This is a genomic window from Subdoligranulum sp. APC924/74 (assembly GCF_003324125.1).
Classification (GTDB): Bacteria; Bacillota; Clostridia; order Oscillospirales; family Ruminococcaceae; genus Gemmiger; species Gemmiger qucibialis.
Genome location: NZ_PSQF01000002.1, coordinates 1 through 24,430, shown reverse-complemented (window position 1 = coordinate 24,430; position 24,430 = coordinate 1). Strand labels below are relative to the sequence as shown.

Genomic DNA, 24,430 nt, shown 5'->3' with positions numbered 1-24,430 from the left:
ATATAACATAGTTTTCCCTGCTTTGCAAGTCCGCGTTGCCCTTAATAAGGAAGGAGGGCGCAAATGGAACTGATTGAAAGCCGGGTCTACACCCGTGAGCAAGCGGCGGACGTTTTGCAGGTAAGCATTGCAAGCATCGACCGCTACATCCGAGAGGGCCGGCTGCCCGCCGCCAACCTTGGCGACGGACGAACCATCCGAATCACAGGCAAAGACATTGCAGCTTTCATCGAAAGCTGCAAGCAGTAAAAGGAGGACACCGAAATGCGAGAGCCCGAGGGTTACAGAGATGCGCTGGAGCGCGTCCGCCGGGAGGCAAAAGGCGAGCTAGTAACCATCACCGAAGCAGCAGCCATTACCGGGCTGCCCGTCAAGCGGGTCAGCTACGTCATCAGCGGCTGGATCGGTGAACACAGGGGCCGCGTCATTCCGGCAACAACGCTGGCCCGACAGTTGGTCAGCACAGAGCGGAGGTACTAACGATGGCACACATTCTCAAGCTGGCGGGCACCGCAACCCTGGTTTACGGGATTGCATCGCTCGGATCCCTGAACATTCCCGGCGTGATTGCCGCCGCGTTGGCCCTGAACGTCATCTGCGGTGCGCTGCTCAAAACAACGGAGGTCAAAAATGGAAAAGTTCATTCTGAAAAATAAGAACGGTCGTCCGGTATTCATCCAGCAGAAAGGCAACCTGACGAAGCCGACAGTCCGGCTCACCCCCACGACATTCCAGTGGATCAAGATGCTTTCGAGCATGGCCGACACCGACATGGGCGACATTGTCGAACAGTGCGTCGCCTACGCCATCAGCAACATGGCCGCGCTTGACGAGAACGAGGAGGTACAGTGATGGAAATTTGCATCAGCATCAGCGCAAGCACCCCGGCAGAGTACCAGGATGCCCTGAACGCCCTGAACGCAGGCATTCAGGCTCCGGCAGTTCCCGCCAAGCCCTCCCCTGCCCCGCAGGCAGCCCCCGTACAGGCACATGTGCCCACGGACGGAGAGATTCCCTTCACCAAACCGCAGGCCCCACAGCAGCCCGCTGCGGCCCCCAAGGAAGAAACCGCCGCTAAGCCGGTAACCCTGGAAGACTTGCAGACCACGGGCCGCAAGCTCGCACTGGCGGGCAAGCAGGATAAGCTCGGAGAGATTCTGGGCAAGTACAGCGTCCGCAAGCTTTCTGACATCCCCAGCGAACACTGGGCTGAAGCACTGAACGAAATGGAGGTAAACCTCAATGGTTAAGACCGGAGATCGCGTCCGCGTAGCGGACAACAAAAACACCCGGATGATGCACGAAGTGATGCCTGAGTTTTACCCGGAGCCGGGCAGCCTCGGCACGGTAGATAAGCTGGCCTCCACCAACAACGACATCTACTGGGTCAAGTGGGACAACCTCCAGGATGATCACCCCTGGGCTTTCCCCGAGCGCTGGCTTGAGGTGGTGGAAGAAGAGCTTCCCGTCATCACCGCAACCGTAAAGATCACCCGCGACAAGAAACGCACACGAGTGGAGGTCGATGGCGAATGCGGGGAGGTTTTGAAAGCACTCGCTTTTGCCACTGTAAGCGCTATCCGCAACAGTACACTTACTAATGTTGGCCCCGACTTCTTACTGGGCTACTTCAAAGCCGCGCTGACGGATGCGTTCGCAGACACGCAGGAGGCATACGATGGCACCAAGTAAACACGCTTTGCTGGGACCCTCCAGCAGCGCCATGTGGCTGGGCTGCCCGCCCAGTGCAAGGCTTACCGAGCACATGCCCCACGAAACCAGCGTCTACGCGGAGGAGGGCACCAAGGCCCACTACCTATGCGAGCAGCTGGTCCGCCGCAGCGTTCCCGCCTGGATGGGGCTGCCAGCAGCACCCACGCAGGACCTGCTGGACAACCCGGAGTACCCCACCGAGATGAAAAACACCGCGGAACTGTACGCGGACTTCATCCACACCCTCTGGGTTGGCTTCCCCCACACACCCACGGTATGTGTAGAACAGCACGTCAAGATGACCCGCTGGGTCCCGGAGTGCTTCGGCACCTGCGACTGCCTGCTGATCGGCGACGGCCTGCTCCATGTAGTGGATTTCAAGTACGGCGCAGGGGTTCCGGTCAGCCCGGTGGAAAACACCCAGATGATGCTGTACGCCCTGGGGGCATGGCAGCTCTTCCAGAGCACCGATGACATTCAGACCGTGCGCATGACCATCGTACAGCCTCGCATCCAGAGCGAGCCAGAGACCTGGGAGACCAGCGCGGAAAGCTTGCTCGACTGGGCCGAGAACACCCTGCGACCAACGGCTAAGCTGGCGTGGGAGGGCAAGGGAGAGCTGAACCCCGGCGAGAAGCAATGCCGCTGGTGCCGGGCGAAGGCACAATGCCGGGCATGGAGGGACAAGTACGGCCCGCTGGCTGACTTCATGACCCAGACCCCCGAGGCCAGAGACCCGCGTCTGCTGACTGATGAGGAAGTCGGAATGTGGCTGATCGCGGCACAGGGTATTGCGGAGTATGTGAAATGTCTGGAGGAGTATGCCCAAAAGCAGCTGCAGCAGGGACACGCAGTCCCTGGCTGGAAGCTGGTCGAGGGACGCAGCACCCGCCGGTTCACCGACCAGGATGCCGCATTCAAGGCCATCGAGGCCGATGGCATCAGCGAGGCCATGCTGTACGAGCGCAGTCCCATCAGCCTGACGGCAGCCGAGAGGCTGCTGGGCAGGAAACGTTTTGCAGAGGTCTGTGGCAACTGGGTGGAGAAGCCCAAAGGCAAGCCCACACTGGCCCCGGAGAGCGATAATCGGCCCGCCTATGATGCCGCTGAAGGATTCACCCCCGCCAACGAATGAAAAGAAAGAAAGGACAAAACACCATGAACTCGAACGAAATTATTCTCCCCTGCCGCCTGAGCTACGCCAACATTTGGGAAGCCCGCCAGAGCATGGAGGGCGACAAGATGCAGTACAGCTGCTGCCTGCTGATCCCCAAGACGGACACTGCCACCATCCAGCGCCTCCAGAAGCTGATGACCAAGATCGAGAGCGAGGCAATCACAACCAAGTGGGGTGGCAAGAAGCCCGCCAGCTACGCGCACCCCCTGCTCCGCGATGGCGACACTGATCCGACCAAGGGCGGCGATTCCAACTACGCTGGCTGCTACTTCCTCAACGCCAAGGCCAATGCCGACCACCCGCCTAAGATCATCGATGCCCGCTGCAACCCGGTCATGGACCGCGACGAAGTGTACAGCGGCTGCTACGCCAACGTCAAGGTGAGCATTTATGCCTACAACAACCCCAAAGGCGGCAAGGGCATCTCGGCGGGTCTGGTAGCTATCCAGAAAACCAAGGATGGCCCGCGCCTGGGCGGCGACACTGGCACGGACGGTTTCGAGCCGCTCTCCCCGGAGGTTGAGGACATGCTGGGCTAATACCCGGCACGGAGGCAAGTATGATACTTACGATTGACTTGGAGACCTATAGTCCTCAGGACATCGGCAAGGTAGGCGCATACCGCTACGCCCAGGACCCGGACTTTGAAATTCTGCTTTGCGGCCTTGCCGTGGACGATGGCAAGGTGCGGATTTACGACCCCGCCTACGCGGAAAGCTGGTTCGAGCTGAAAAATCTCCAGAACATATTCTTTGACCCGCGCTACACCAAGCGAGCCTGGAACGCCGCCTTTGAATGGTGGTGCCTTAGCGAATACTTCCACCTGACCCAACAGCAGCGTGAAGATTGGCTGGAACAGTGGGAAGACAGCATGGTTCACGCCATGTACTGCGGCCTGCCCGCCAGCCTGAAAGACGCTGGCAAGGCCCTCCAGCTGCCCGACGATAAAGCCAAAATGCGGGAGGGCAAGGCTCTGATTCGCTACTTCTGCTGCCCCTGCAAGCCGACCAAGGCCAACGGTGGCCGCACCCGCAACCAGCCGTGGCACAACCCCGACAAGTGGCAGATTTTCAGGCAGTATAACATCCGCGACGTTGAGACCGAAAGACACATCGACCACCTACTGGAGCCTTTCAAGGTGCCGGATTTCATCTGGCGGCAGTGGCGGGACGACGTGCGGATGAACAGCCGCGGGATTGCCACCGACCATGAGCTGACCAGCGGCGCACTTTGGTGCGGTGCCCAGTATGGCTCAGAGCTGTACCAGGAAGCCAAGCAGATCACCAACCTGGGCAATCCCAACAGCCCCGCGCAGCTCCTGGGCTGGCTGGAAGGCAACGGCGCAAAGCTGCCAGACCTGCAAAAAGCTACAGTGGCCGAAGCCCTGAAAGCCCCCCAGCCCGCGAACGTGCGCCGGGTTTTGGAGCTTCGACAAGCCCTGGGGAAATCCTCCCTCAAGAAATATGATGCAATCCAGACGGCCACAGGCCCCGATGGGCGCATTCGAGGAACGCTGCAGTTCTACGGCGCCACCCGGACAGGGCGCTGGGCAGGCAGACTGCTCCAAGTGCAAAACCTGCCCCGGACTTACCTCAAGCACCAGGATGAAGTGCGCGAGCTCATCAAGGCCAAAAACCTGACCGCGCTGGAGATGATCTACGGCGACGTCAGCGACGTATTGAGCCAGATGATCCGCACCGCACTGATTCCAGAGCCGGGCAAGGTATTCATCGACGCAGACTTCTCCGCCATCGAAGCCCGGCTCATTGCCTGGGAGGCCAGGGAAGAATGGGTGCTGGATGTGTTCAGAACCACGGGCAAAATTTACGAAACCACAGCAGCAAAAATGTTCGGTATTCCGGTGGAAACCATCGTCAAAGGCAATCCGAACTACAGCTACCGGCAACGCGGCAAGGTAGCCACCCTGGCCCTGGGATACCAGGGAGGGGTTGGTGCCATGAGGCGGATGGACACCAGCGGCGCATTGAAGGATCTGCCCGATGAGGAAATACAGGACATGGTCACCCGCTGGCGGCAGCAGAACCCGCGCATCGTCCAGCTCTGGAGGACCATGGAGCACGCGGCTAAATTTGTCATCAACAGCAAACGCGGCTGCCTGGCTATCCCTGGCGTCACCTTCCGCATGGAGGCTAGCACGACCTGCCCCTTCCCCTTCTTGACCATGAGCCTGCCGAGCGGCAGAAAGCTCTACTACGCAGACCCGCGCATCACCGATGACGGACACATCCACTACCGCGAACAGACCAATGCAGGCTGGCAGGACAGCGAGACCTACGGAGGCAAGCTCACCGAGAACCTGACACAGGCCATAGGGCGGGACTGCCTAGAGTTTGCCCTCGACAACTTGAAAGCGGCTGGGTACAAGGTAGTCTTCCATATTCACGATGAAGTGGTGGTGGAACACGGCACCGAAAACCCGGAAGCTGATCTCCAACGCATCCGAACCATTATGAGCCAGCCTGCACCCTGGGCAAAGGGCCTGCCCCTCAATGCAGAGGGCTGGGTCGGACAGTTCTTCACCAAGGACTGAACGGCGCAGGCAATGGTCCGAGCGGATAAGCGCCGGAGGAGCCGAACGGATAAGCGCCGGAACCGCAACGATTTGACTGGTCCCGCCGCGCGTGGGCAAAGCAGTACATGGCTTTGGCACCGTTCGCTTAGTGAGGGCAAAGCGGGGCAGTGCAAAGCAATGAAATGCCCCGGAATAGCAGCGCGACGTTCCGCACCGGAAAAGCTTGGACCAGCGAAGCTGAGGATACGCCTTGAGAAGCATAGCTGCGGCAATGCTTGTACCCGCAACGCGCCGGAAAAGCAAAGCCCTGTGCGGCTAAGGCATGGATATGCCAGGATTTGCATGGGAAACGCCACGCCTGCCCAGGCACCGCAACGCGCCGGATTGGCACAGAAAGGCAAGGGCAAGGGCTGCATAGCAAAGGCGAAGCAGGGCAAAGCCGTGGCGAAGAAGTGCAGTGCAAAGCACTGGAATAGCAGAGTATGGAGACGCTGTGGCGTGGCGATGATATGAGCTGCACCGGAAAAGCTACGCCTGCCCCGGACATGCATAGGCGAAGCATGGCTGAGCCAATCGTTGCTCCGCCAAGAGCATTATTAGAAATGCACTGAAAATCCCGGCTACGAACCGCAAGGGCAATGCACAGCAACCGATTTTACAAAAAAAAGGAGACAAATAAAAATGAAAGTACGTATTAAATTGTTGGAAGAAGCCCTGGGCAGCAGCCCCAGCAACGAAGACCTGATGGGCACTTACATCGCCAGCAAAGCCCCCACGGCGGACCTTACCTCGGAGGAAATCGACAACATCAAGGCCCAGAACGCCGAGGACCGCATCACAGTATTTCCCAAGCAGGCGGATGGCACACCGTTCATTTATGACTACCAGATCAAGGGAATGCTCAAGGATTCCTGCAAGGCGCTGGCGGCAGCTGGCAAGGCTGGGTACCCCGGCGGCAAGGCCTGCGCGGGCCTGAAAGCCTACAAAAAAGCCATCGACGGCCTGATTTTTGTGTACCCCCGCGAGATTCCCTACGACCTTCACGGCCTCAAGATGGGCTACTGCGAGCGCCCGCTCCGGGCCAGCACCCCGCAGGGCGAGCGTGTCAGCATCGCCAAGAGTGAGAGCGTGCCCGCAGGCAGCACCGCAGAGTTTGAGATTGAGTGCCTGGATCCCGGCCTGGAAGCTATGGTGCGCGAATGCCTGAACTACGGCACCAAGCGCGGACTGGGCCAGTGGCGCAACTCCGGCAAAGGCCGCTACGAGTGGGAGGAACTGTAAAATGACGAAACTTCCTGAAATCCATCCTTGCATCTGCGGCCAAACAGCCGGCCCTTTGCTGAACTGGGTACACCCTGTACATACCAAGGGATACCTGGTCGCCTGCACCCGCTGCGGGCGGGCCGGACACCTGGGCACCACCAAGGCACAGGCCATTGAGCGCTGGAACGCTGCAACTGACCCGGATAATACCGATAAACCCTGGCCCCATTTTGAAGATTTCCCGTTCCTGTATGAGGCCTACGAGGAGGACGGCAAATGACCTGGCAAGACTTCGCACGAATCGCTACAGCCCTTTACAACGAGTTACGCAAGCGCGGCTTCCATGAAAGTGACATCTGGACTTTGATCAATTTGTACTTCACCAGCGACGCATATCGCAATGTGCCGGAACCCAAGCCCGGCGAGGAGGACGACGCATGAACATAGTCGAAACCATCGGCACCGCCGCGGTGTTGGAACAGCTGGCGGAGGAATCCGCCGAGCTGGCCCAGGCGGCCCTTAAACTGGCCCGCAAGCTGCGCGGGGTTAACCCTACCCCAAAGACCGAGCAGGAATGCTGGAACGCTCTTCTTGAAGAAATAGCAGACGTTCAGGTTGCCGTGGAACAGCTCCAGCTCAAAGGAAGCCAAGCCTTTGCTATTGAAGAGACGGTCCGGGCAAAAACTCGTCGCTGGAAACAGCGCCTGCTGGCAAGGGAGGAAAACAACGATGAAAGCACATATCCCGGTAAACCGGAAAACCCGTGATGAACTGGAGGCCATCGGCCAAAAAGCCGTTGAACGCGAACGGCAGGACATTGCCACGCGGTGCCTGTACATTGTTTTGCTGGCCTGCTGGCAGACCGGACTAGCCCCGCGCACCATGCGCCGGATCAAGGACGCCATCCCAGTAGTTACCGAGAAATTCGCAGCCTACCGCACGGAGCAGCTGGCGGACCTCTGGGCCAAGACATTGCTGGACGACGCAGGGGTAGACGTACCGGAGACCACAGAGCCGTTATAGGAGGAACACAGCATGCGATTGAGCATCGGCACAAGCCGAACAGATAAAGTATGGAAGCAGGTGGACTGGACCTGGCCACGGTTCATCGAGGAGGCCCGCAGGCACCGCACCGTGGGCACCGAGACCCATGCAGAGTACATGGCCATGCCCCGCTCCAAGCAGGACCTGCTCAAGGACAACGGCGGCTTTGTGGCCGCTGCCTTGGCAGAGGGCCGCCGCAAGCGCGGCTGCTGCCAGACGCGCAGCATGGTAACCCTGGATATCGATAACGCCCCCAGTGGCACCACAGAGGAGCTGTGCCAGACCGTGGCGGGGCTCGGCTGCGACTACCTGATCTACAGCACCCGCAAGCACAGCCCGCAGCACCCGCGCATCCGGGTCATCATTCCCATCGACCGCCCGGTCAGCGCCGATGAATACCAGCCCATTGCCAGAGCAGCGGCGCAGACCATCGACCCGCTGATGAGCACACTGGACCCGACAACCTTTGAAGCTGAGCGCCTTATGTACTGGCCAAGCGCCAGCAGTGACAGTGAAACGGTCTTTCTCGGCGCCAGCCAGGGCAAGGCGTTGCCTGCGGATGCCCTGCTCGCTACCTACGCGGACTGGCACGATGCCGCCACTTGGCCCCTGTGCCCCTCTGAGCGCACGCCAAAGCGGCCAGGCGGCAAGCAGGCCGACCCCACCCAGAAACAAGGCCTGGTGGGGGCTTTCTGCCGGGTTTACGACGTGCCTGCGGCGATGGACAAGTTTCTGCCGGACACCTACGCCGAAGCCTCCTCCGGGCGGTACACCTACACCAAAGGCAGCACCACCGGCGGCGCGATTCTGTACGATGACGGCAAATTCCTGTACAGCCACCACAGCACAGATCCCGCGGGTGGCAAGCTGGTTAATGCCTGGGACCTGGTCCGTATCCATTTGTTTGGCGAGCAAGACCTCGACGCGCAGCCGGATACCCCCGTGACCCGGCTGCCCAGCTACGCTGCTATGGCTGAACTGGCCATGCACGATCCGGTCGTCTACGGCACGCTATCCGAGGAAAATCTCCAACATGCCATGGAGGGATTCACGCCGGTGGAAGATGACGAGGCGGAGGATTGGCACAGCAGGCTGGAGGTAAACGCCAAAGGCCAGCTGCTCTGCACCAGCCAGAACATGCGATTGCTGATCCACAATGACCCGTTGCTGGCAGGCAAGGTCTGGGATGATTTGTTTGCCCAGAGACGCAAATGCACCGGTCCCCTGCCCTGGGACAAGAACGCCGAGGAACGCTGGTGGACGGACAACGACGATGCCGGGCTGCGGTGGTACTTTGAGAGTGTGCACCATCTCACCGGCACGGCCAAGATTGCGGACGCCATCGCGCTGGAAGCGTCAGCGGCAGCTCGGGACCCGGTGGTTGATTACCTCAACAACCTGCGCTGGGATGGAATCCCCCGCGTGGAAACCTTGTTCATTGACTACCTGGGCGCAGAGGACACCCCCTACACCCGCGCCGTGGCCCGCAAATGCCTGGCCGCAGCCGTGACCAGAGCGTTCCATCCAGGGGCAAAATACGACCAAGTAGTTATCTTTTCGGGCCCTCAAGGGATCGGTAAAAGCACTTTAGTGGCCCATTTGGGGCAAAAATGGTTCTCTGACAGTCTAACTTGCTTCGGAACCAAGGACGCCAGAGAGAGCATCCGCGGGGTTTGGCTGGTCGAATTGGGCGAGCTGACAGCGCTGGACAAAAGCGAGAACGAAGCCGCCAAGCAGTTCATCAGCCAGCGCGAAGACGTCTACCGCCCCAGTTATGGCCGGAATACAGTCAATTACCCACGCCGGTGCATTTTCTTTGGCACCAGCAACAAGATCGAATTTTTACGTGACCCGACGGGCAATCGCCGATTCTGGCCCATTGATACCTACAAGCACACCCCAGAGTACGACATCAAGGTTCTGGGCGAGGATCACTGGCTGCCGCAGACCGCCGTGGACCAGATCTGGGCGGAGGCAGTCGAGCTTTACCGGCAGGGCGAGCCGCTGTACTTTAAAGGCGAACAGGTCGAACAGGCGCAGGAAGTGCAACAGGAACACATGGAAGCCGACCCCTGGCAGGCCAAAATTCAGGCTTTTCTGGAAGCCAAGGTGCCCGTCGATTGGCGCACCGGATGGAATGCCGAGAGGCGTGAGCAGTGGTATGCAGGTACTCTCGTGGACAAGGCTTCGATCAACACGGCACCGAGAGATTATACCTGCGTGGCAGAAATCTGGGAGGAATGCTTAAACGGTCGGATCGAACGAATCACCACACGGGAGCAAAGACGCATCACGGCCAGCCTGGAGGCCCTGCCAGAATGGGAGAAAACCAACACAGTACAGCGCTTTGCCCCCTATGGCAGGCAGAAAGCATGGCACAAAAATCCATATTCCGTCGGTTGACGCGGAGGGGTCAAAAGTTGGTTGACATGGTTGACGCGGTTGACGCACTCGGTTGACGCAAATTTTACGATTTATCGTTCTTATATTACTATGTCAACTATGTCAACTAAATATTACTATAAAATATAAATAATAAATTAAAGAAGGATTATACCCGCGTATACACACGTATAGGGTCTAATAGGGAAACTGGTTGCCACGGTTGACAAAATACCGAGGGAGAAAGAAAAACACATGCGAGAAAACGTCATAGAGCGAGCGCTCCGGGATGCCATCAAGAAGCAAGGCGGATGGTGCCTGAAATTCGTTTCACCAGGCACAGCAGGGGTGCCTGACCGAATTTGCCTGCTGCCCGGTGGGGTGATTGCCTTTGCGGAGCTCAAGGCCCCCGGCAAGCACATCAAGGATGGCAGCCTGCAAGAGTTCTGGGGCAAAGAGCTGGACCGAATGGATTTCCACTGGTGCGAAATCAACACCACGGAGGATGCCAAAGCTCTGGCCCGGTACCTTGGCAATTTGTCAAGGCTGCGCACCGGAAAGGAGGTCAGCCGGCGTGAATAACTTTATCCCCCACCCTTACCAGCAGGACTGCATCAACGCGGTCATTGAGCGCCCCGGCGTGGCGCTTTGGCTGGAAATGGGCCTGGGCAAGACGGTGGTCACCCTAACCGCCATAGCCACGCTGCTGCAACTGGGCGAGGTCAGCAAAGTGCTGATTGTTGCCCCCAAGAAAGTGGCAGAAGCAACCTGGCAGGACGAAATCAAGAAATGGGAGCACCTGCAATGGCTGCGGACAAGCACAGTACTGGGGACAGCACAGCAGCGCGAGCGGGCCTTGTTAAAAAGAGCCGACATCTACATAACCAACCGGGACAGCGTCGTCTGGCTGGCGACGCGCTACGGCAGGCGATGGCCCTTTGACATGGTAGTCCTGGATGAAGCGTCGAGCTTCAAGCACCACAGCACGCAGCGGTTCAAAGCCCTGCGCAAGGTTCGGCCATTCATCCACCGGGTGGTGGAGCTCACTGGCACCCCCGCGCCGAAAGACTACATGGACTTGTGGGCGCAGGTGTACTTGCTGGACCAGGGACAGCGGCTAGGCCAGCGCTTCACCCAGTACCGGGACAATTACTTTCAGCCGGACAAGCGCAACGGGATGCAGGTGTACAGCTGGCGGCCCCGCAAAGGTGCCGAGGAGGTCATCCAGGCAAAGCTGGCGGACATTGCAATCAGCATCCAGGCAGCTGACCACCTGCACCTGCCGGACAAAATCATTGAGGATATCCCGGTGGTCTTCCCCGACAAGGACTGGCAGACCTACCAGGAGATGCAGACCGCCAAGCTGCTGGAAGTGAACAGCGAAACCATCACCGCGATGCAGGCGGCCACCCTGACCGGCAAGCTGCTCCAGTTGTGCAACGGCGCAATGTATGACGCGGAAAAGCAGGTCCACCAGCTGAACCACTGCAAGCTGGATGCCTTCATGGAGCTCATCGACGCGCTGGACGGGCAGAAAGCCCTCGTTTTTTACGGTTTTGACTTTGACCGGGAACTTTTACAGTCAGAGCTGAAAACGCGCGAGAGGAGCCTCAGATTTGCCGTGCTGGCAGGCCGTGAGGAAGCTGATGCCTGGAACCGCGGCGAACTGGACATCCTGCTGGCCCAGCCTGCCAGCTGCGCCTACGGGCTGAACCTCCAGGCAGGTGGGCACCACCTGATCTGGTACAGCCTGCCGTGGAACCTGGAACTGTACGAGCAGGGCAACGCGCGGCTGTACAGACAGGGGCAGCAGCACCCCGTCATCATCCATCGGCTGCTGGTCAAGAACGGTGCGGATGAATTGGTAGCCAGAGCGCTGGAGCGCAAGAGCGCCTGCCAGCAGGGGTTGATTCAGGGCATCAAGGCTCTGGCAGAGGAGGCGCGTCGCCCGAGCAACGCACCCGCAGAGAAAGGTGGTGGTGATTGATGGATATCCTGCTCTCGATCATCGGCAGCGCCATTCTGGCTGCGCTGCTGTCTGCCGCCTACACCGCCGGGGTCTGCGCCGGGAAAGCTGCTGCCCACCTGGAAGAGGACGACGAACCGAAAATCTACATGGATCATACGCATGGAGGAGAGGACGCATGACAATACGCCAGTTCCGGCGGTTAAGCCGAGCGCGTCGCCGCCAAATCATTGATAGCATAGAGGATCCGCTCACCCAGCGGGTCCTCCGCTGCGCTTTTCTGGGGCCTGGCAAGCGCAGCTGGGTGCAGGTAGCCCTCATCATCGGCGGAGACAACACGCCGAACACGGTCTGCCAGATTGCCCACAGAGGGCTGAACTCTGTCACATTTGCCCGCGAAAATCATGATACAATAGAACCATAGGTCCGACCACGTCTCTGGCAGAGCACTCCCCACTCCCCCAAGCGTACCATGGCGGGCCACTCTCCCGGCAGCCTCTCAACGATGCGCAACCGCCGGGCGTTTTGATAACGAAACCCGGCGAGCCTACCAACGGTGCGTAACCTGCCGGGTGCTTTGAGATTTACGGAGGAGAGCACTCATGGCAAACGGAGGCAAGGACAACGGGCGGTTCAGGACCGCCACGCTGGTGAACTGGCACCTGCTGCCGGAGGTCGAGCTCACACCGGGCGGATTTGCCAAGATGCAGGCGGCCCCATGGCCGGAGGGCGTGGATACCATGGTGCGGTTTAAGGACGCACTCAGCTGCGACTTCCGGGAAGCCCAGGGCCTGCACTTTTACAGTGACGATTACCAGTTTGAACGGATCTGGACAAAGCCGGAGGTGTACCTGGAACTGCTGGAGCAATTCGCCTTCGTGGTCGAGCCGGACTTCTCCATGTACCTGGATTTCCCGGAGCCACTCCAGAAATGGAACCACTACCGCAACCAGCTGCTGGGGGCCTGGTGGCAGGCACGCGGGCTGAACGTGATCCCCAGTGCCAGCTGGGCAGACAAAGCAAGCTTTGCCTGGACCTTTGAGGGACTGCCGGAGCACAGCACCGTGGCAATCAGCACGGTAGGCTGCGTCAAGGGCCGGGAGCTGTACGGCTACTTCATGGATGGTGTACGCGAGCTTTTCCACCAGAAGCAGCCCACCGGCCTGCTGGTGTATGGCAAGCTCACACCAGACATCGAGCAGGTGTGCAAGGACGCAGGCATCCAGTACAAGAACTTCCCGCACACGATGATGGGTGCGAGGTTCCTGACCAAGCAGTACGCCGGGAAGCTGGCGCAGGCGGATAAAAACAGACGTAACTGTGCGCAAGATTGACTTGTCCGCCAGAACGTGGTATAGTGAAGCCAGTCTGGTGAACCCGCAGCGGTTCCCAAAGAAAGCGAAGTGAAGCACATGGCAAAAATCAGCGTCCTGCGCGGTAGCGTAGTCTACGCCGACACCGACGCCATCGTGAACGCCGCCAACGCGCAGCTGGTTGGCGGCAACGGGGTATGCGGTGCCATTTTCACCGAGGCAGGCTGGGATGACATGCAGCGCGCCTGCGACCGCATCGGCGGGTGCCCCACCGGGCAGGCCGTCGTCACCCCAGGGTTCCGGCTCAAAGCCAAGTACGTCATTCACACGGTCGGCCCGATTTATTCAGGCACAACGAAAGACGCAGAACTCCTACGCAGCGCCTATCGCAGCTGCCTGAAACGGGCAGAAGAACTGGGCCTGCGCAGCATCGGATTCTGCTCCATCAGTACTGGCATCTACGGCTACCCGCTGAATGAAGCAGTGAAGATTGCAGCGGATACCCTGCGCAGTTTTCCAACCAAAAACCTGACTGATATCCGCGTCTACTGCTACGGCGAGCGCGAGTACCAGGCATTCACCAAAGAGCTCGGATAAACCTGTCACATTTGCCCCTAAAAACCATGATACGATGAACCCAGTAACTAACTGGGAGGGTCGATCATGGGCAGAGGGTCACTGGGAGCACAGCAGGGCATGCGGGCGGCTACCGCAACGCAAGCGGAGGAAGCCGCACTGCGGAACCACCCGGAAACAACCACCCACATTGCCGACCACGAGCTGACAGGTAAACAAAAACGCGCCTGGGTAAGAATGGCCTGCCCCGGACTGACCGATGCAGAACAGACAGCAGCGGTTAAAGCGCTGGAGCATTACTCAGAGCTGGGCTTCCACGCAATTCATAACAACAACCCCGACAACAGCCCAAAAGTAGCGAGAGAAATCGAGCTCATTGACCGGGTGCTGAGCGGAAAGAACGCCCCTATCTACAAGGGCGCAATTTACCGTGGAGTTAAATGGGGCAACGGCGAAAAAGCCCTAAAGAACCTAATATCAAATGGCACCTGGACCGAAAAGGGCGTCACCAGTATGTCCAGCAACCCAGAGGTAGCCCGTGAATTTTCAGGTTTAACTGCAAACTACGGCGATTTCATCTCCGTCATTCTCCGCGAGGCTCCGGGCAAAAACATTTCTGGTGTGCCTTTCAGACATCTGTCAAAGATTTCTAGTGAGCATGAGGTTTTACTGCCCTCCTCGATCAATCGTCGAGGATTCAGCATTAAAAAAGCCACCTGGACCAAGAACAACCACGGTGCCACGGTTGTCTACCTTGACGTTGAAGAAAACCTACGGAGGAAAAAGTAATGGATTTGTATAGACCTCTTTGCGAAATCAGCGATAATGATTTGCTTTCTCGCCTGAAAGCGCTGAGCGCACAAGGGATGACAGAAGACGAAATCGCCAAAACCCAAGAGGGGCAGGAGCGTTACTTCCGCTCGCTGACAGACATGCAGATTATCGACATTTGCAACCAGAAAATGAGCCAACCGGGGATGACGCTCTCTGACATTCCCGAATTCAGCGAGCGTGTACGTCGTCGCAACCTCCCCTATGAGGAGGCCTGTGCGCAGCTTTTCAACAAGCAGGAGGATGAAGAATGAACCACAAACCTACCCGTGCAGAGTTCGAAGCTAACGTGCGGATGAAGGGCGAGGGCCCCAGCAAAGCAGATCTTGCCAAGCTGTACCCGGATTTGTTCGGCTCCAAAACCAAGAAAAAGAAGCCCGCCGCAAAGGCTAAGAAGAAAACCAAATAAACCTGTCACATTCTCCACTCACCCGGATGGTATGATTATACCGCCGGGTGATTTTTCATTTTTGCGCCCTGCACCTCCGTTTTATGGCCCCGTGGTTTTCGGCCTCCCTTTCCCACGGGGCCGCTTTTTTATGCCCAAAAATCCCGTCACATTTGATGCTTGAAACCATGGTACGATAGAGGGAGAACCTATAAGCGGAGGACAAAACATGGAAGTTCAAACCTGGAAAATTGGTGACGTACACCCCTACAAGAACAACCCGCGCAACAACACCGCGGCAGTCAAGCCGGTAGCCAACAGCATCAAAGAATTTGGCTTTCAGCAGCCTATCGTAGTGGACAAGGACGGCGTGATCATCGTCGGGCACACCCGCTACAAGGCCGCCAAGATGCTCAAGCTGAAAGAGGTTCCGGTCGTGGTGGCGGCCAACCTTACCCCTGACCAGGTCAAGGCATACCGCGTGGCCGACAATTCCACCGGTGAGGTAGCGGTCTGGGACATTCCCCTGCTGAACGCAGAAATCCAGGGCCTGGACTATGACTTCGCCGATTTTGGCCTGAACGTTGCTGTACAGCAGGTGGACGGTGACGCCGAGGATGACGACTACGACATGGAGCTGCCGGAGGAGCCCACCTGCCGCGTTGGCGACATCTGGCAGCTGGGCAACCACCGCCTGATGGTCGGCGACAGCACCGACCCTCGGTACGTCAACGCGCTCATGGGCAGCGAACAGGCGGATCTGCTGGTCACCGACCCGCCCTACAACGTGGACTACGAGGGCAGCAACGGCAAGAAAATCCAGAACGACAGTATGGACGAAAGCCAGTTCCGGCAATTTCTGCTCCAGGCATATTGCTGCGCTTACGATGCCTGCCGCACCGGCGCAGCCGCGTACATCTTCCACGCAGACACCGAGGGCGAAGCCTTCCGTGCCATGTTCCGGGAGGCAGGCTGGGAGCTGCACGGCTGCCTGATCTGGGTCAAGAACAGCCTGGTGCTGGGCCGCGCCGACTACCAGTACCAGCACGAACCCTGCCTGTATGGCTGGAAGCCGGGTGCAGGCCATTACTTCATCAACGACCGCACCAACACCACTGTCATTGATGACGCCAAGCCGGAGGACCTCAAGAAGATGAAGAAAGAGGATCTGCTGGCATGGGCCACACGTGTGCAGGAATACCTGCAAAAGGAGCAGACGACCGTGCTGCGCTACGACAAGCCCGCCGCCAACAAAGAGCACCCCACCATGAAGCCGGTGCCCCTGGTCGGCCACCTCATCAAGAACAGCTCCAAGCCGGGACAAATCGTTCTGGACTTGTTCGGCGGCAGTGGCAGCACGCTGATCGCCTGCGAGCAGATGAACCGCCGCTGCTTTACGATGGAGTTTGACCCGCAGTACGCCGACGTCATCATCGACCGCTGGCAGCAGTTCACGGGCCGTGAGGCGGTCAAACTGAACTGATGCGACAAGTTACCCGCAGAAACACTAAGACCCCACAGAACGCCGCTACGGAGGAGGTGTGAGCATTGCCGAAAAAACGCCCAAAGGCCGAGGACTGGACTGACCCCACGGGCCTTCTGCTCCTCCAGAGCTGGGCGCAGCAGGGGTTATCGCAGGAAGAAATCTGCACCAATATGGAACGTCTGCGCGGCGTGCCCATCGCCCCACGAACCCTGCGGCGCTGGATTGCCAAGTACCCGGCTACCATCGGGGTTGCGTTCAACAATGGTCGGGAAGCCTCCATCGCCATCGTGGAGAACGCGCTTTTTCAGAAAGCATCCAAGGGCGACCTGGGCGCGATCTGTTTTTATCTCAAAAATAAGTGCCCTGATCGCTGGAGTGAGCACCCAGAGCTGCGGGGCATGAGCGGAAAGGTGGTATTCATCGATGACATACCAGCAACGAAACCGCCGGACACTGCCGATCAGCAGCAATCCGGAGGTACGGCTGACCAGCCTGATCATTCCTGAGTACTACGCTGCCCACACTGCGGTATGGAGTGGCAATTACACCGAGTACCTAGGCGACGGTGGGCGTGGTTCGCTCAAGTCCACCTTTGCCGCAACCGAGCACATCCTGCTCATTATGCGGGTGCCGGACATCCACGGCATCGTCCTGCGTAAGGTTGCCAACACCATCGTGACCTCCGTCTGGCCGGAATACAACCGCGTCATTGACCGCATGGGCATCCGCCACCTCTGGAAGCAGACCAAGAAGCCCTACACCCTGGAGTACCTGCCCACCGGGCAGACCATCCAGTTCTACGGCCTGGACGACCCCGGCAAGCTGAAATCCCTGGCCGCACCGTTTGGCTACTTTGGCGTGGCCCACTTTGAGGAATTCGACCAGTACGACGGAGAGGAAGAAATCCGAAACGTCGAACAGTCTGTATTCCGCGGCGGCCCCTTCGCCTTTGCTTTCAAGACCTTCAACTCCCCTGCTATGGCCCGCCATTGGGTCAACCGCTACAAGCGGGAGCCCAAGCCCCGGCAGTTCCGGCATCATACCACCTACCTGACCACCCCCGCAGACTGGCTGGGTCCGAAGTTCTTTGACGAAGCCGAGGTCCTAAAACAGCGGGACCCCATCGCCTACGCGCATGAATACCTGGGCGAGGTGGTTGGGTGCGGCACACAGGTATTTGATAACCTGGAAATCCGGGAAATTTCGCGCGAAGAAATCTCGCAGTTTGACCGGACCTACTGCGGCCTGGACTGGGGCTGGTACCCGGACCCGAACCACTTCGGCGAGATGGCCTACAGCAGCCCCAAGCGGACCCTGTACATTTTTGCCGAGCACCGCGCCACCCGCGAAAAGGATGAAGACCTGGCCCGCGTTCTGGAACCGTGGAAGAACAAGGAAATCATTGCTGACAGCGCAGGCAACAAAAGCATTGCAACCCTGCGGGACCTGGGCTTTCGCGGTCTGCGCGGCTGCCATAAGTACAGCGCCCATGGCGGTACCAGCGTAACGGACGGCATGAAATGGCTGCAAAGCCGCGCCAAAATTGTCATTGACCCCGTGCGCTGCCCGCATACCGCGCGGGAATTCAGCGAGTACGAGTATCCCATCGATAAGAAAACCCAGGAAGTCCAAAACACCTACATCGACGCGGACAACCACAGCATCGACATGGTACGCTACGCCATGGAACCGATATGGCAGAAACGAGGAGTGCGAAACGCATGATTGACTTTAACCAGATTGAACAAGAGCTCGGCGTGCAGACCCTCATGACCGACAAGCAGCAGGCCGCCATCGAGAACTGGTACCGCGTGGCCATCAAGGGAGAAGCCTGCGACCGGAACCCGGATACCAAAGCCCTGGGCCTGCCTGCTGCAATCTGTACAGAGCTTGCCCGGCTTACCACGCTGGAGCTGGAAATCAACGTCCAGGGCAGCCAGCGCGCGGACTGGATCAACCGCAAAATGCAAAAGGTCATGAGCCCCCGCAGGCGCAGAATCCTGTCCGTGGCCCTGGCCCTGGGCAGCGGCGCCTGGAAGCCCTACCAGGCCGGAAACGACATCGGGGTGAGCTTTGTAAGTGCCGACAGCATCTACCCGATCAGCACCAACACCGACGGCGAGCTGACGGAAGTGGTATTCGTCAACCGCATTCAGGATAGCAAGAACGTGTACAACCGCCTGGAGTGGATGCACGTCCTGCTCGGCCCGGAGGACTACCACGACAAGGAGCGCGACATCCTGGAAGCCCGCGACGTTGCGGCTGCGGCAGAATACCCCTGTGTACAGGTTATCAACCTGGCTTTTATGGGAAGCACCCACAACGAGCTGGGCACCGCCATCGGGCTGGATGCCCGTCCAGAGTGGAAAGACGTAGAACCCATCGCCTACCTGCCCGGGCTGGATAAAGTGCCCTGCGGTTATTTCGTCACACCCATTGTCAATACAGTGGATCCCAACAATGAGCTGGGCGCGGCCATTTTTGCGCCAGGCATCCCGGAGATTATCGATGCCGACGTCCAGTTCACTCGCCTGGATTGGGAATACGAGGGCGGCGAACTTGGTGTAGACGTTGATGAAAACTACCTCGTCCCCATCGGCGAAAACGGTGCCCCTATCTCCGACGAAGAAAGCCTGCGCCGCTTTGGCGTTCCCGCCCAGGCGCTCAACGAACGCGCTCCGGAACATGCCCAGCGTTTGTTCCGCGGCATGAACATCAACACGGGCATTGCAGACGGCGGAACCTTTTACCAGATTTTCGCCCCCAGCCTGCGCGATGGCAACTATCTGAGTGGCCTGAACCAGTATCTGCGGCATGTTGAGAGTAAATGCGGCTTGAGCTTCGGCGTTCTCTCCCAAGTCGCCGAGACCGAAAAGACCGCAACCGAAATCATCAGCAGCCGCCAAAAGCTGTACGCGACCGTCAGCGATATTCAGGCCGCGCTGGAGGACGCACTGCGTGGGTTGATTGCCGCCCTTGACTTCTGGGCAGATCAGCTGGATACCGTGCCTGCCGGAGCAGGTGCGCCTGAAATTTCTTTCAAGTGGGACGATTCCATCATCATCGATCGGCAGACCGAAATGGTGCAGTGGCAGTCAGAGCTCCAGCTCGGCCTGCGCAGCAAGGTAGAATACCGCCAGCATTTCTATGGCGAGGATGAAGCCACTGCGCAGCAGGCCATTGCCGCCATTCAGCAGGAATCCATGGCGACCGACATTTTACAGGGGGTGCTTACCAATGGCAGCAGCCAAAACGACCAAAAATCCAGCTCCGGCAAAAAGAGCAGCGGAAAAGCTCGATGAGCTCCGACTGAATGCGGGGGTTGCCCGCAGCATGACCGCCTGGGGCCGCTATGAGGGCGCGTGCGACGCTTTACGGTGGTTAGGGTATAAGATTACCATCGAGGGCGGCAAGCACCGTGTGGAGCCTTGCTGAGGCCAGAGCAGGTCGAGGATTACGCCCAGCGGTGCGCGGCAGCGTTTGACGACCTGGAGCTGGGCATCCTCCTGGACATAGCACGCCGAATTGCCAATGCCAACTACATGACCGAGGGGGCCCAGTGGCAGGCCGAGCGAGCACAGGCTCTCGGTGCCAGCCGCAAACACCTGGCAGAGCGCATGGAGCAGCTCATGGCGGACGCAGCACCCCAGGTAGCTGCCATTTTCGCCCAGGCCATGCTGGAAGCCGAGGAGCAGGACAACCGCTTCTACCGCGCCGCATGGCAGCCAGAGCCGGAGGGCATCGGCACAAGCGCCGTGGCCCAGCAGCTGGCGCAGAGCGGATACCGCCGCACCATGAATACGCTGTACAACCTGACCCAGACACGCGCCCTAATGGGAAACCATAACCTACCGGTTGCTGTACAGGAACAGCTGGGCCGGCTTCTCGATCAGGGGCATCTGAGCGTAGCCAGCGGCGCGTTCAGCTATGACCAGGTCGTCCGCCGGAGCATCAAGGAGCTTGCGGCTTCTGGGGTTGATGCGATCACCTACCCCAGCGGTCACACGGATAAGCTAGAGACCGTAGTGCTTCGCGCCATGCGCACGGGCATCAACCAGACCGCCATGGATATCAGTCAGCATAACGCAGAGAGCATGGACGTGGACGTCATGGAGCTGACTGCCCACGGCGGTGCTCGAACAGGCGACGGCAAGGCTGACTTCACCAACCACAGCTGGTGGCAGGGTAAGCTGGTCAGCCTTTCCGGCCAACCCGGCTATCTGACGCTGGACGACATCGGCTACGGCGACGTGCGCGGTTTTGCAGGGGCCAACTGCCGTCACAACTGGCACCCGTTCTGGCCGGGGGTCAGCAAGCCTGCATACACCCAGGAGACGCTGGACGAATACAACCGCCCGAAGTTCCCGTACAACGGCCAGCTGCTGACCGAGGAGCAAGCTGACCGACGCCAGCGCGCCCTGGAGCGCCAGATCCGGCGCTGGAAGCGCGAGTACGTCCTCGCCAAGGAAACTAATCAGGCTGACCTGCAAAGCGCCGCAGCGGGCCGCCTGGCCGCCGCCAGGGGCAGGCTGGCGGACTTCCTGCAGCAAACCGGGCGACACAAGCAGCAGCTGCGGGAGACCGTGCCCGGCTTCGGACGCAGCGAGGCCAGCAGCGCTGTGTGGGCAGCAAGGCGCTTGCAGGCCGAACAAAATAATGCTATACTGATAGAAAATTTGCGAACCGCAGGAAATCTGCCACAAAAAGCACAGATTCATCTGACACCCAAAGAGCTGGACTTGGCAGAGCTTTCATTTGACGACACCCATGTCAATCAGGAGAGGCAGCACCACATAAGCGAAGCACAGGCTAAAGAGTTCATTCAACAGGCCGCGATCTCGGTTACGGTATGGAACGGGCGCTTCGAGCGTTACTACAGCCAAAACGGTGTAGCTTACGTAGACCTGCTAAAGAAAGAAATACGAACAGCGTATGGCAAAGCCGAATACGATGCCAGTACACAAGCACTAATGGAGGCACTTGAACAAAATGGCTTATTTAGGGAATATTGAATATGAGCCCGACGAATTCGGTGTCGCGGTGCGCGTTAAGTGCCCCCTCGTGGACACATGGATAGATCCTGTCGATTGCATGGAAAACCAGGGAAACAATGAAGCGGCCATCCCGGAGCGCTTCAAACACAAACAAGGCTGGCAGGAAATCTGCAAGCAGTGTCCATTTAGGGACTACTGATTTACACGCGGCACAAAGGCCCGGAGCTATAAAGCTCCGGGCCTTGTTTGTTATTTTCGGTTGCTATAGGCCAGCTTGGCCAGCTTGTCCAGTTCGGCATGCAGTGCCGGGTCAAGCGCAGCTACCCATCGCTTAGGAATGGCTTTGAAGCCGTACTTTGCGCCTGCTAGACCGCCAGCAATGGCCCCCACGGTATCAGCGTCGCCACCAAAATTTACCGCAGTGACAAGAGTTTGCTCAAAAGTCGGTTCCTGCATCGCCAGGATGACCGCGCGCATCGTATCCACAACATAGCCGGAGGGCGACCAATCGCGGGACACGGGATCCGCAGCTACCGGGCAATCGGATAGCAGCGGTTCAAAGGCCCCACAAGTGTACATCCAGATGATCATAGCATACCACGCACAGATAGCCGCGCTCTGCGGTCCGGAATGGGTCAGGTGAGCTTGCAGTCTCGCTGCATGGACGGCGGATTCACTGTCCGGATACCACAGCCCGGGGTATACGCAGCGCATCAAGGCTCCGTTGCCCTCCTGGTTAGGGCCGAGGGATTCTGCCGCCCGCAGCCATGCCTGAGCGGGCTTTAACCCCTTCGACAAATTGCGGTCTGCACGGAGGATAGCGCTCCGGCAGGTCGCACCCACATCCGGCGGATCGCTGCGCAGCCATCCGATGAAGCGCTCCCCAATCTGATGGGTGAGTTCATCATCGCTTGCGCTGCCATCCTTTGCGGCAGTTTCTGCCGCAGCAATTCCTTCCGCCACGCAAAGGGCCATTGCAGTATCGTCGGTGGTTTCGCCGGGTTTCAAGTTCAGCCAACCACCGCCAACCATGTCACGCAGCCCGTCAGGATAAGCCCTGTGGACAGCCTCGCGGGACATGAACTCCAGAGGCCCACCGAGTGCATCACCAACAGCCACGCCGTACAGTGCGCCCTTGATACGGTCAAAAACTGCCATAGTTACACACCTCCTAGTTACAGCTTACGCCATCCCCGCACGGCTGTCAAATAGGGCCTTTTCCAGATGGCGCAGGGCAAAGTGAAAATCACGGTAGCCCTGCTTGCAGACCTTCCAGTAGTACGTAGAGGGAAGCCCCAGACGGTGATCGGTGGGCATTGTGTAGATCATGGCGTCGATGTCCCGCAGCACGACTTCCTTCGTGCCGACAGCCATGACCTCCGGGACGTGCAGCGTTTGCTTCTGGTAAAACACCGGGTAGCCTTCATAGTGGTCGAGCGCCAGCTCGTCATCATCCTGGATGGCGAACACCCCGCAGGGAACACTGGCAGCTTCGTCCGGCTCGACCGTCAGGTAGCTGCCGGTTTTCGAGCCGCGAAACACCAGCCGCATATCAGACAGGGACGTGTGCCCGATGACGCGGGCGTGCGGGCAGCGGTGGAACATCTGGATAAGGTTCAGATTAGAACCATAAGCAAGATAGTATTTCATTTTCAGCATCCTCCTTTTGAGGTCTTTTCATGGACAGACAGCAGCTTCATGGCGCAGTGGTTTTTATCCACATACTCCTGAGCTAGGGTCTGGGCCTCGCGCACCGAGGATGCCCAGAAGTCACGGCGGACCTTGCGGCCACCACCTGGGAGCTGCTTATCCGCCTGGAAATAGATAGCGCGGTAGCACCGGTCACGAGAGACGACGCCTTCCTCGTCAACATGAAAAACAACTAACATTTCAAAACCATCCTTTCATTGCAGCCTGCCATCATCAGCGCCGGGCGGCTGGCCCCGACGGACGCCCAGGTGGGCGTTTCGGCTCAATCAATGGCCGGGAGGGTTTCGCCTCCCTGCCACATTTGGGTGTAGGTTCCGTCCAGATTAAATCTGACCTGCACCCCTTTACGCACGTTCACCACGAACACCGGTTTCTGGAGAGTAGAAAGCAGATAGCGGGCTGCCTTTCTATAATCCCTGGAGTCATCAAAACCACCGAGCAAAACATCATCTACATACATCATATAACGAGCGTTCATCTCTATTTACCTCCGTTCATTTTCCTTGGAACGTGTGTATATTAACTCTGGTGTGCCCATAGTGCAAGGGGCTAAGGTGTACAATCTTAGCCCCTTGCCTTTGTTCAGTTTTGTGGGGTTACGCAACCGCGGCCACCGCAGCCTGGCTAGGGCGGCCATTGCGCCATGCCGTATCGCCGGAAAGCCGGTTTGTGAACACCCCACGGGCGGTGGCAAATTCATCCCCGATGAAGCCCAGGCGCAGCAGCCAGCAGCGCATGGTGTAGCGCTGGTTATCGCTCTGCAAAGGCTGGTACTTGGCTGCGCGGGTATGCAGCGCGCGGTAGTTCATCGCCAGGCAAAGCTGAACATATGCCTTAAGCTGCCCCGCATGCAGGCCGCCTTTTTTGCCCACCGGCGCGTCCGGGTTGAAATTGTCGAACTGGAACAGCCGGAACTCCACGCCCTTGCCCTCAAAGAAGCTATGCAGGTTTAAGGCATTATGTTGAGCTCAACATAAGGCTTGTTATGCGCAGAAAAAAGTTATGCGGAGAATCTTTTAGAACAGACGTTACTTCGAGACTGTTCACCAGAAAT

33 protein-coding genes and 1 other RNA gene are annotated in these 24,430 nt (G+C 58.6%); 28 read left to right on the top strand and 6 right to left on the bottom strand.

Features of this window, described 5'->3' with window-relative positions:
* Positions 1 to 63 precede the first annotated feature (63 nt).
* The 28 genes from C4885_RS01345 to C4885_RS01220 all read left to right on the top strand — a co-directional run bounded on the left by C4885_RS01345 (position 64) and on the right by C4885_RS01220 (position 21,684).
* Positions 64 to 249 carry a helix-turn-helix domain-containing protein gene (locus C4885_RS01345; protein ID WP_113998700.1) on the top strand — a complete coding sequence of 62 codons (186 nt, stop codon included), beginning with the start codon at positions 64 to 66 and terminating at the stop codon, positions 247 to 249.
* 15 nt (positions 250 to 264) lie between these two features.
* Positions 265 to 480 (top strand): hypothetical protein, encoded by a 216-nt coding sequence (locus tag C4885_RS01340; protein ID WP_113998699.1) that lies wholly within the window; start codon positions 265 to 267, stop codon positions 478 to 480.
* 2 nt (positions 481 to 482) lie between these two features.
* Positions 483 to 656 carry a hypothetical protein gene (locus tag C4885_RS16365; protein WP_158538769.1) on the top strand — a complete coding sequence of 58 codons (174 nt, stop codon included), beginning with the start codon at positions 483 to 485 and terminating at the stop codon, positions 654 to 656.
* Positions 631 to 852, top strand: a complete 222-nt coding sequence (locus tag C4885_RS01335; protein ID WP_113998698.1) for a hypothetical protein — start codon at positions 631 to 633, stop codon at positions 850 to 852. The genes C4885_RS16365 and C4885_RS01335 overlap by 26 nt, the downstream gene beginning before the upstream one ends.
* The gene (locus C4885_RS01330) at positions 852 to 1,250 is read left to right on the top strand and encodes a hypothetical protein (RefSeq protein ID WP_113998697.1); all 399 of its coding nucleotides are present in this window, start codon (positions 852 to 854) and stop codon (positions 1,248 to 1,250) included. Before C4885_RS01335 ends, C4885_RS01330 begins: the two co-directional genes overlap by 1 nt.
* The gene (locus tag C4885_RS01325; RefSeq protein ID WP_113998696.1) at positions 1,243 to 1,692 is read left to right on the top strand and encodes a hypothetical protein; all 450 of its coding nucleotides are present in this window, start codon (positions 1,243 to 1,245) and stop codon (positions 1,690 to 1,692) included. Before C4885_RS01330 ends, C4885_RS01325 begins: the two co-directional genes overlap by 8 nt.
* Positions 1,679 to 2,848: a DUF2800 domain-containing protein gene (locus tag C4885_RS01320; protein ID WP_158538768.1), complete on the top strand. Its 1,170-nt coding sequence runs from the start codon at positions 1,679 to 1,681 to the stop codon at positions 2,846 to 2,848. The genes C4885_RS01325 and C4885_RS01320 overlap by 14 nt, the downstream gene beginning before the upstream one ends.
* Before the next feature lie 23 nt (positions 2,849 to 2,871).
* Positions 2,872 to 3,429, top strand: a complete 558-nt coding sequence (locus C4885_RS01315; RefSeq protein WP_158538767.1) for a DUF2815 family protein — start codon at positions 2,872 to 2,874, stop codon at positions 3,427 to 3,429.
* Between the two features lie 20 nt (positions 3,430 to 3,449).
* Positions 3,450 to 5,441, top strand: a complete 1,992-nt coding sequence (locus C4885_RS01310) for a DNA polymerase (RefSeq protein WP_113998693.1) — start codon at positions 3,450 to 3,452, stop codon at positions 5,439 to 5,441.
* Between the two features lie 663 nt (positions 5,442 to 6,104).
* Positions 6,105 to 6,704, top strand: coding sequence for a hypothetical protein (locus C4885_RS01300; protein WP_113998691.1), 600 nt, complete (start codon positions 6,105 to 6,107; stop codon positions 6,702 to 6,704).
* 1 nt (position 6,705) lies between these two features.
* Positions 6,706 to 6,966 carry a hypothetical protein gene (locus C4885_RS01295; RefSeq protein ID WP_113998690.1) on the top strand — a complete coding sequence of 87 codons (261 nt, stop codon included), beginning with the start codon at positions 6,706 to 6,708 and terminating at the stop codon, positions 6,964 to 6,966.
* On the top strand, positions 6,963 to 7,127 hold the full coding sequence (locus C4885_RS16360; protein WP_158538766.1) for a hypothetical protein: 165 nt from the start codon (positions 6,963 to 6,965) through the stop codon (positions 7,125 to 7,127). The genes C4885_RS01295 and C4885_RS16360 overlap by 4 nt, the downstream gene beginning before the upstream one ends.
* A complete protein-coding gene (locus C4885_RS01290; RefSeq protein WP_113998689.1) occupies positions 7,124 to 7,453 on the top strand; it encodes a hypothetical protein in 330 nt (109 codons plus the stop codon). Before C4885_RS16360 ends, C4885_RS01290 begins: the two co-directional genes overlap by 4 nt.
* Positions 7,416 to 7,709: a hypothetical protein gene (locus tag C4885_RS01285; protein WP_113998688.1), complete on the top strand. Its 294-nt coding sequence runs from the start codon at positions 7,416 to 7,418 to the stop codon at positions 7,707 to 7,709. Before C4885_RS01290 ends, C4885_RS01285 begins: the two co-directional genes overlap by 38 nt.
* 12 nt (positions 7,710 to 7,721) lie before the next feature.
* Positions 7,722 to 10,133, top strand: coding sequence for a virulence-associated E family protein (locus C4885_RS01280; RefSeq protein ID WP_113998687.1), 2,412 nt, complete (start codon positions 7,722 to 7,724; stop codon positions 10,131 to 10,133).
* Positions 10,134 to 10,367: 234 nt separating this feature from the next.
* The gene (locus tag C4885_RS01275) at positions 10,368 to 10,694 is read left to right on the top strand and encodes a VRR-NUC domain-containing protein (protein WP_199488061.1); all 327 of its coding nucleotides are present in this window, start codon (positions 10,368 to 10,370) and stop codon (positions 10,692 to 10,694) included.
* On the top strand, positions 10,687 to 12,099 hold the full coding sequence (locus C4885_RS01270; protein ID WP_242979444.1) for a DEAD/DEAH box helicase: 1,413 nt from the start codon (positions 10,687 to 10,689) through the stop codon (positions 12,097 to 12,099). The genes C4885_RS01275 and C4885_RS01270 overlap by 8 nt, the downstream gene beginning before the upstream one ends.
* A complete protein-coding gene (locus tag C4885_RS16355; RefSeq protein ID WP_158538765.1) occupies positions 12,096 to 12,260 on the top strand; it encodes a hypothetical protein in 165 nt (54 codons plus the stop codon). The genes C4885_RS01270 and C4885_RS16355 overlap by 4 nt, the downstream gene beginning before the upstream one ends.
* 420 nt (positions 12,261 to 12,680) lie before the next feature.
* The gene (locus C4885_RS01260) at positions 12,681 to 13,412 is read left to right on the top strand and encodes a DUF4417 domain-containing protein (protein ID WP_113998684.1); all 732 of its coding nucleotides are present in this window, start codon (positions 12,681 to 12,683) and stop codon (positions 13,410 to 13,412) included.
* A 78-nt stretch (positions 13,413 to 13,490) separates the two neighbouring features.
* Positions 13,491 to 13,988, top strand: a complete 498-nt coding sequence (locus tag C4885_RS01255; RefSeq protein WP_113998683.1) for a macro domain-containing protein — start codon at positions 13,491 to 13,493, stop codon at positions 13,986 to 13,988.
* A 66-nt stretch (positions 13,989 to 14,054) separates the two neighbouring features.
* On the top strand, positions 14,055 to 14,756 hold the full coding sequence (locus C4885_RS01250) for a hypothetical protein (protein ID WP_113998682.1): 702 nt from the start codon (positions 14,055 to 14,057) through the stop codon (positions 14,754 to 14,756).
* Positions 14,756 to 15,052: a hypothetical protein gene (locus C4885_RS01245; RefSeq protein ID WP_113998681.1), complete on the top strand. Its 297-nt coding sequence runs from the start codon at positions 14,756 to 14,758 to the stop codon at positions 15,050 to 15,052. Before C4885_RS01250 ends, C4885_RS01245 begins: the two co-directional genes overlap by 1 nt.
* Positions 15,049 to 15,207 (top strand): hypothetical protein, encoded by a 159-nt coding sequence (locus C4885_RS16350; RefSeq protein WP_158538764.1) that lies wholly within the window; start codon positions 15,049 to 15,051, stop codon positions 15,205 to 15,207. Before C4885_RS01245 ends, C4885_RS16350 begins: the two co-directional genes overlap by 4 nt.
* Positions 15,208 to 15,415: 208 nt before the next feature.
* Entirely contained in the window at positions 15,416 to 16,669 is a 1,254-nt protein-coding gene (locus C4885_RS01240) for a DNA modification methylase (RefSeq protein ID WP_113998680.1), read from the top strand.
* A gap of 65 nt (positions 16,670 to 16,734) precedes the next feature.
* Positions 16,735 to 17,178, top strand: coding sequence for a hypothetical protein (locus C4885_RS01235; protein ID WP_113998679.1), 444 nt, complete (start codon positions 16,735 to 16,737; stop codon positions 17,176 to 17,178).
* Positions 17,096 to 18,397, top strand: a complete 1,302-nt coding sequence (locus C4885_RS01230) for a PBSX family phage terminase large subunit (RefSeq protein WP_113998678.1) — start codon at positions 17,096 to 17,098, stop codon at positions 18,395 to 18,397. The genes C4885_RS01235 and C4885_RS01230 overlap by 83 nt, the downstream gene beginning before the upstream one ends.
* Complete coding sequence (locus C4885_RS01225) at positions 18,394 to 19,974, top strand: phage portal protein (protein ID WP_158538763.1); 1,581 nt, start codon at positions 18,394 to 18,396, stop codon at positions 19,972 to 19,974. Before C4885_RS01230 ends, C4885_RS01225 begins: the two co-directional genes overlap by 4 nt.
* A 126-nt stretch (positions 19,975 to 20,100) precedes the next feature.
* Positions 20,101 to 21,684: a phage minor capsid protein gene (locus tag C4885_RS01220; RefSeq protein ID WP_113998676.1), complete on the top strand. Its 1,584-nt coding sequence runs from the start codon at positions 20,101 to 20,103 to the stop codon at positions 21,682 to 21,684.
* Positions 21,685 to 21,915: 231 nt separating this feature from the next.
* Here C4885_RS01220 and C4885_RS01210 read toward each other — a convergent pair whose 3' ends face one another.
* From C4885_RS01210 to C4885_RS01185, 6 genes are all read right to left on the bottom strand, one after another.
* Positions 21,916 to 22,824: an ADP-ribosylglycohydrolase family protein gene (locus C4885_RS01210; RefSeq protein WP_113998674.1), complete on the bottom strand. Its 909-nt coding sequence runs from the start codon at positions 22,822 to 22,824 to the stop codon at positions 21,916 to 21,918.
* A gap of 24 nt (positions 22,825 to 22,848) precedes the next feature.
* Entirely contained in the window at positions 22,849 to 23,316 is a 468-nt protein-coding gene (locus C4885_RS01205; RefSeq protein ID WP_158538762.1) for a gamma-glutamylcyclotransferase family protein, read from the bottom strand.
* Between the two features lie 2 nt (positions 23,317 to 23,318).
* Entirely contained in the window at positions 23,319 to 23,555 is a 237-nt protein-coding gene (locus C4885_RS01200) for a hypothetical protein (RefSeq protein WP_113998672.1), read from the bottom strand.
* Positions 23,556 to 23,574: 19 nt separating this feature from the next.
* Positions 23,575 to 23,639, bottom strand: an RNA gene (locus tag C4885_RS01195) — hammerhead ribozyme type II.
* On the bottom strand, positions 23,639 to 23,854 hold the full coding sequence (locus C4885_RS01190; RefSeq protein WP_113998671.1) for a hypothetical protein: 216 nt from the start codon (positions 23,852 to 23,854) through the stop codon (positions 23,639 to 23,641). Before C4885_RS01190 ends, C4885_RS01195 begins: the two co-directional genes overlap by 1 nt.
* A 118-nt stretch (positions 23,855 to 23,972) precedes the next feature.
* Positions 23,973 to 24,296 (bottom strand): hypothetical protein, encoded by a 324-nt coding sequence (locus tag C4885_RS01185; RefSeq protein WP_113998670.1) that lies wholly within the window; start codon positions 24,294 to 24,296, stop codon positions 23,973 to 23,975.
* Between the last annotated feature and the right edge of the window lie 134 nt (positions 24,297 to 24,430).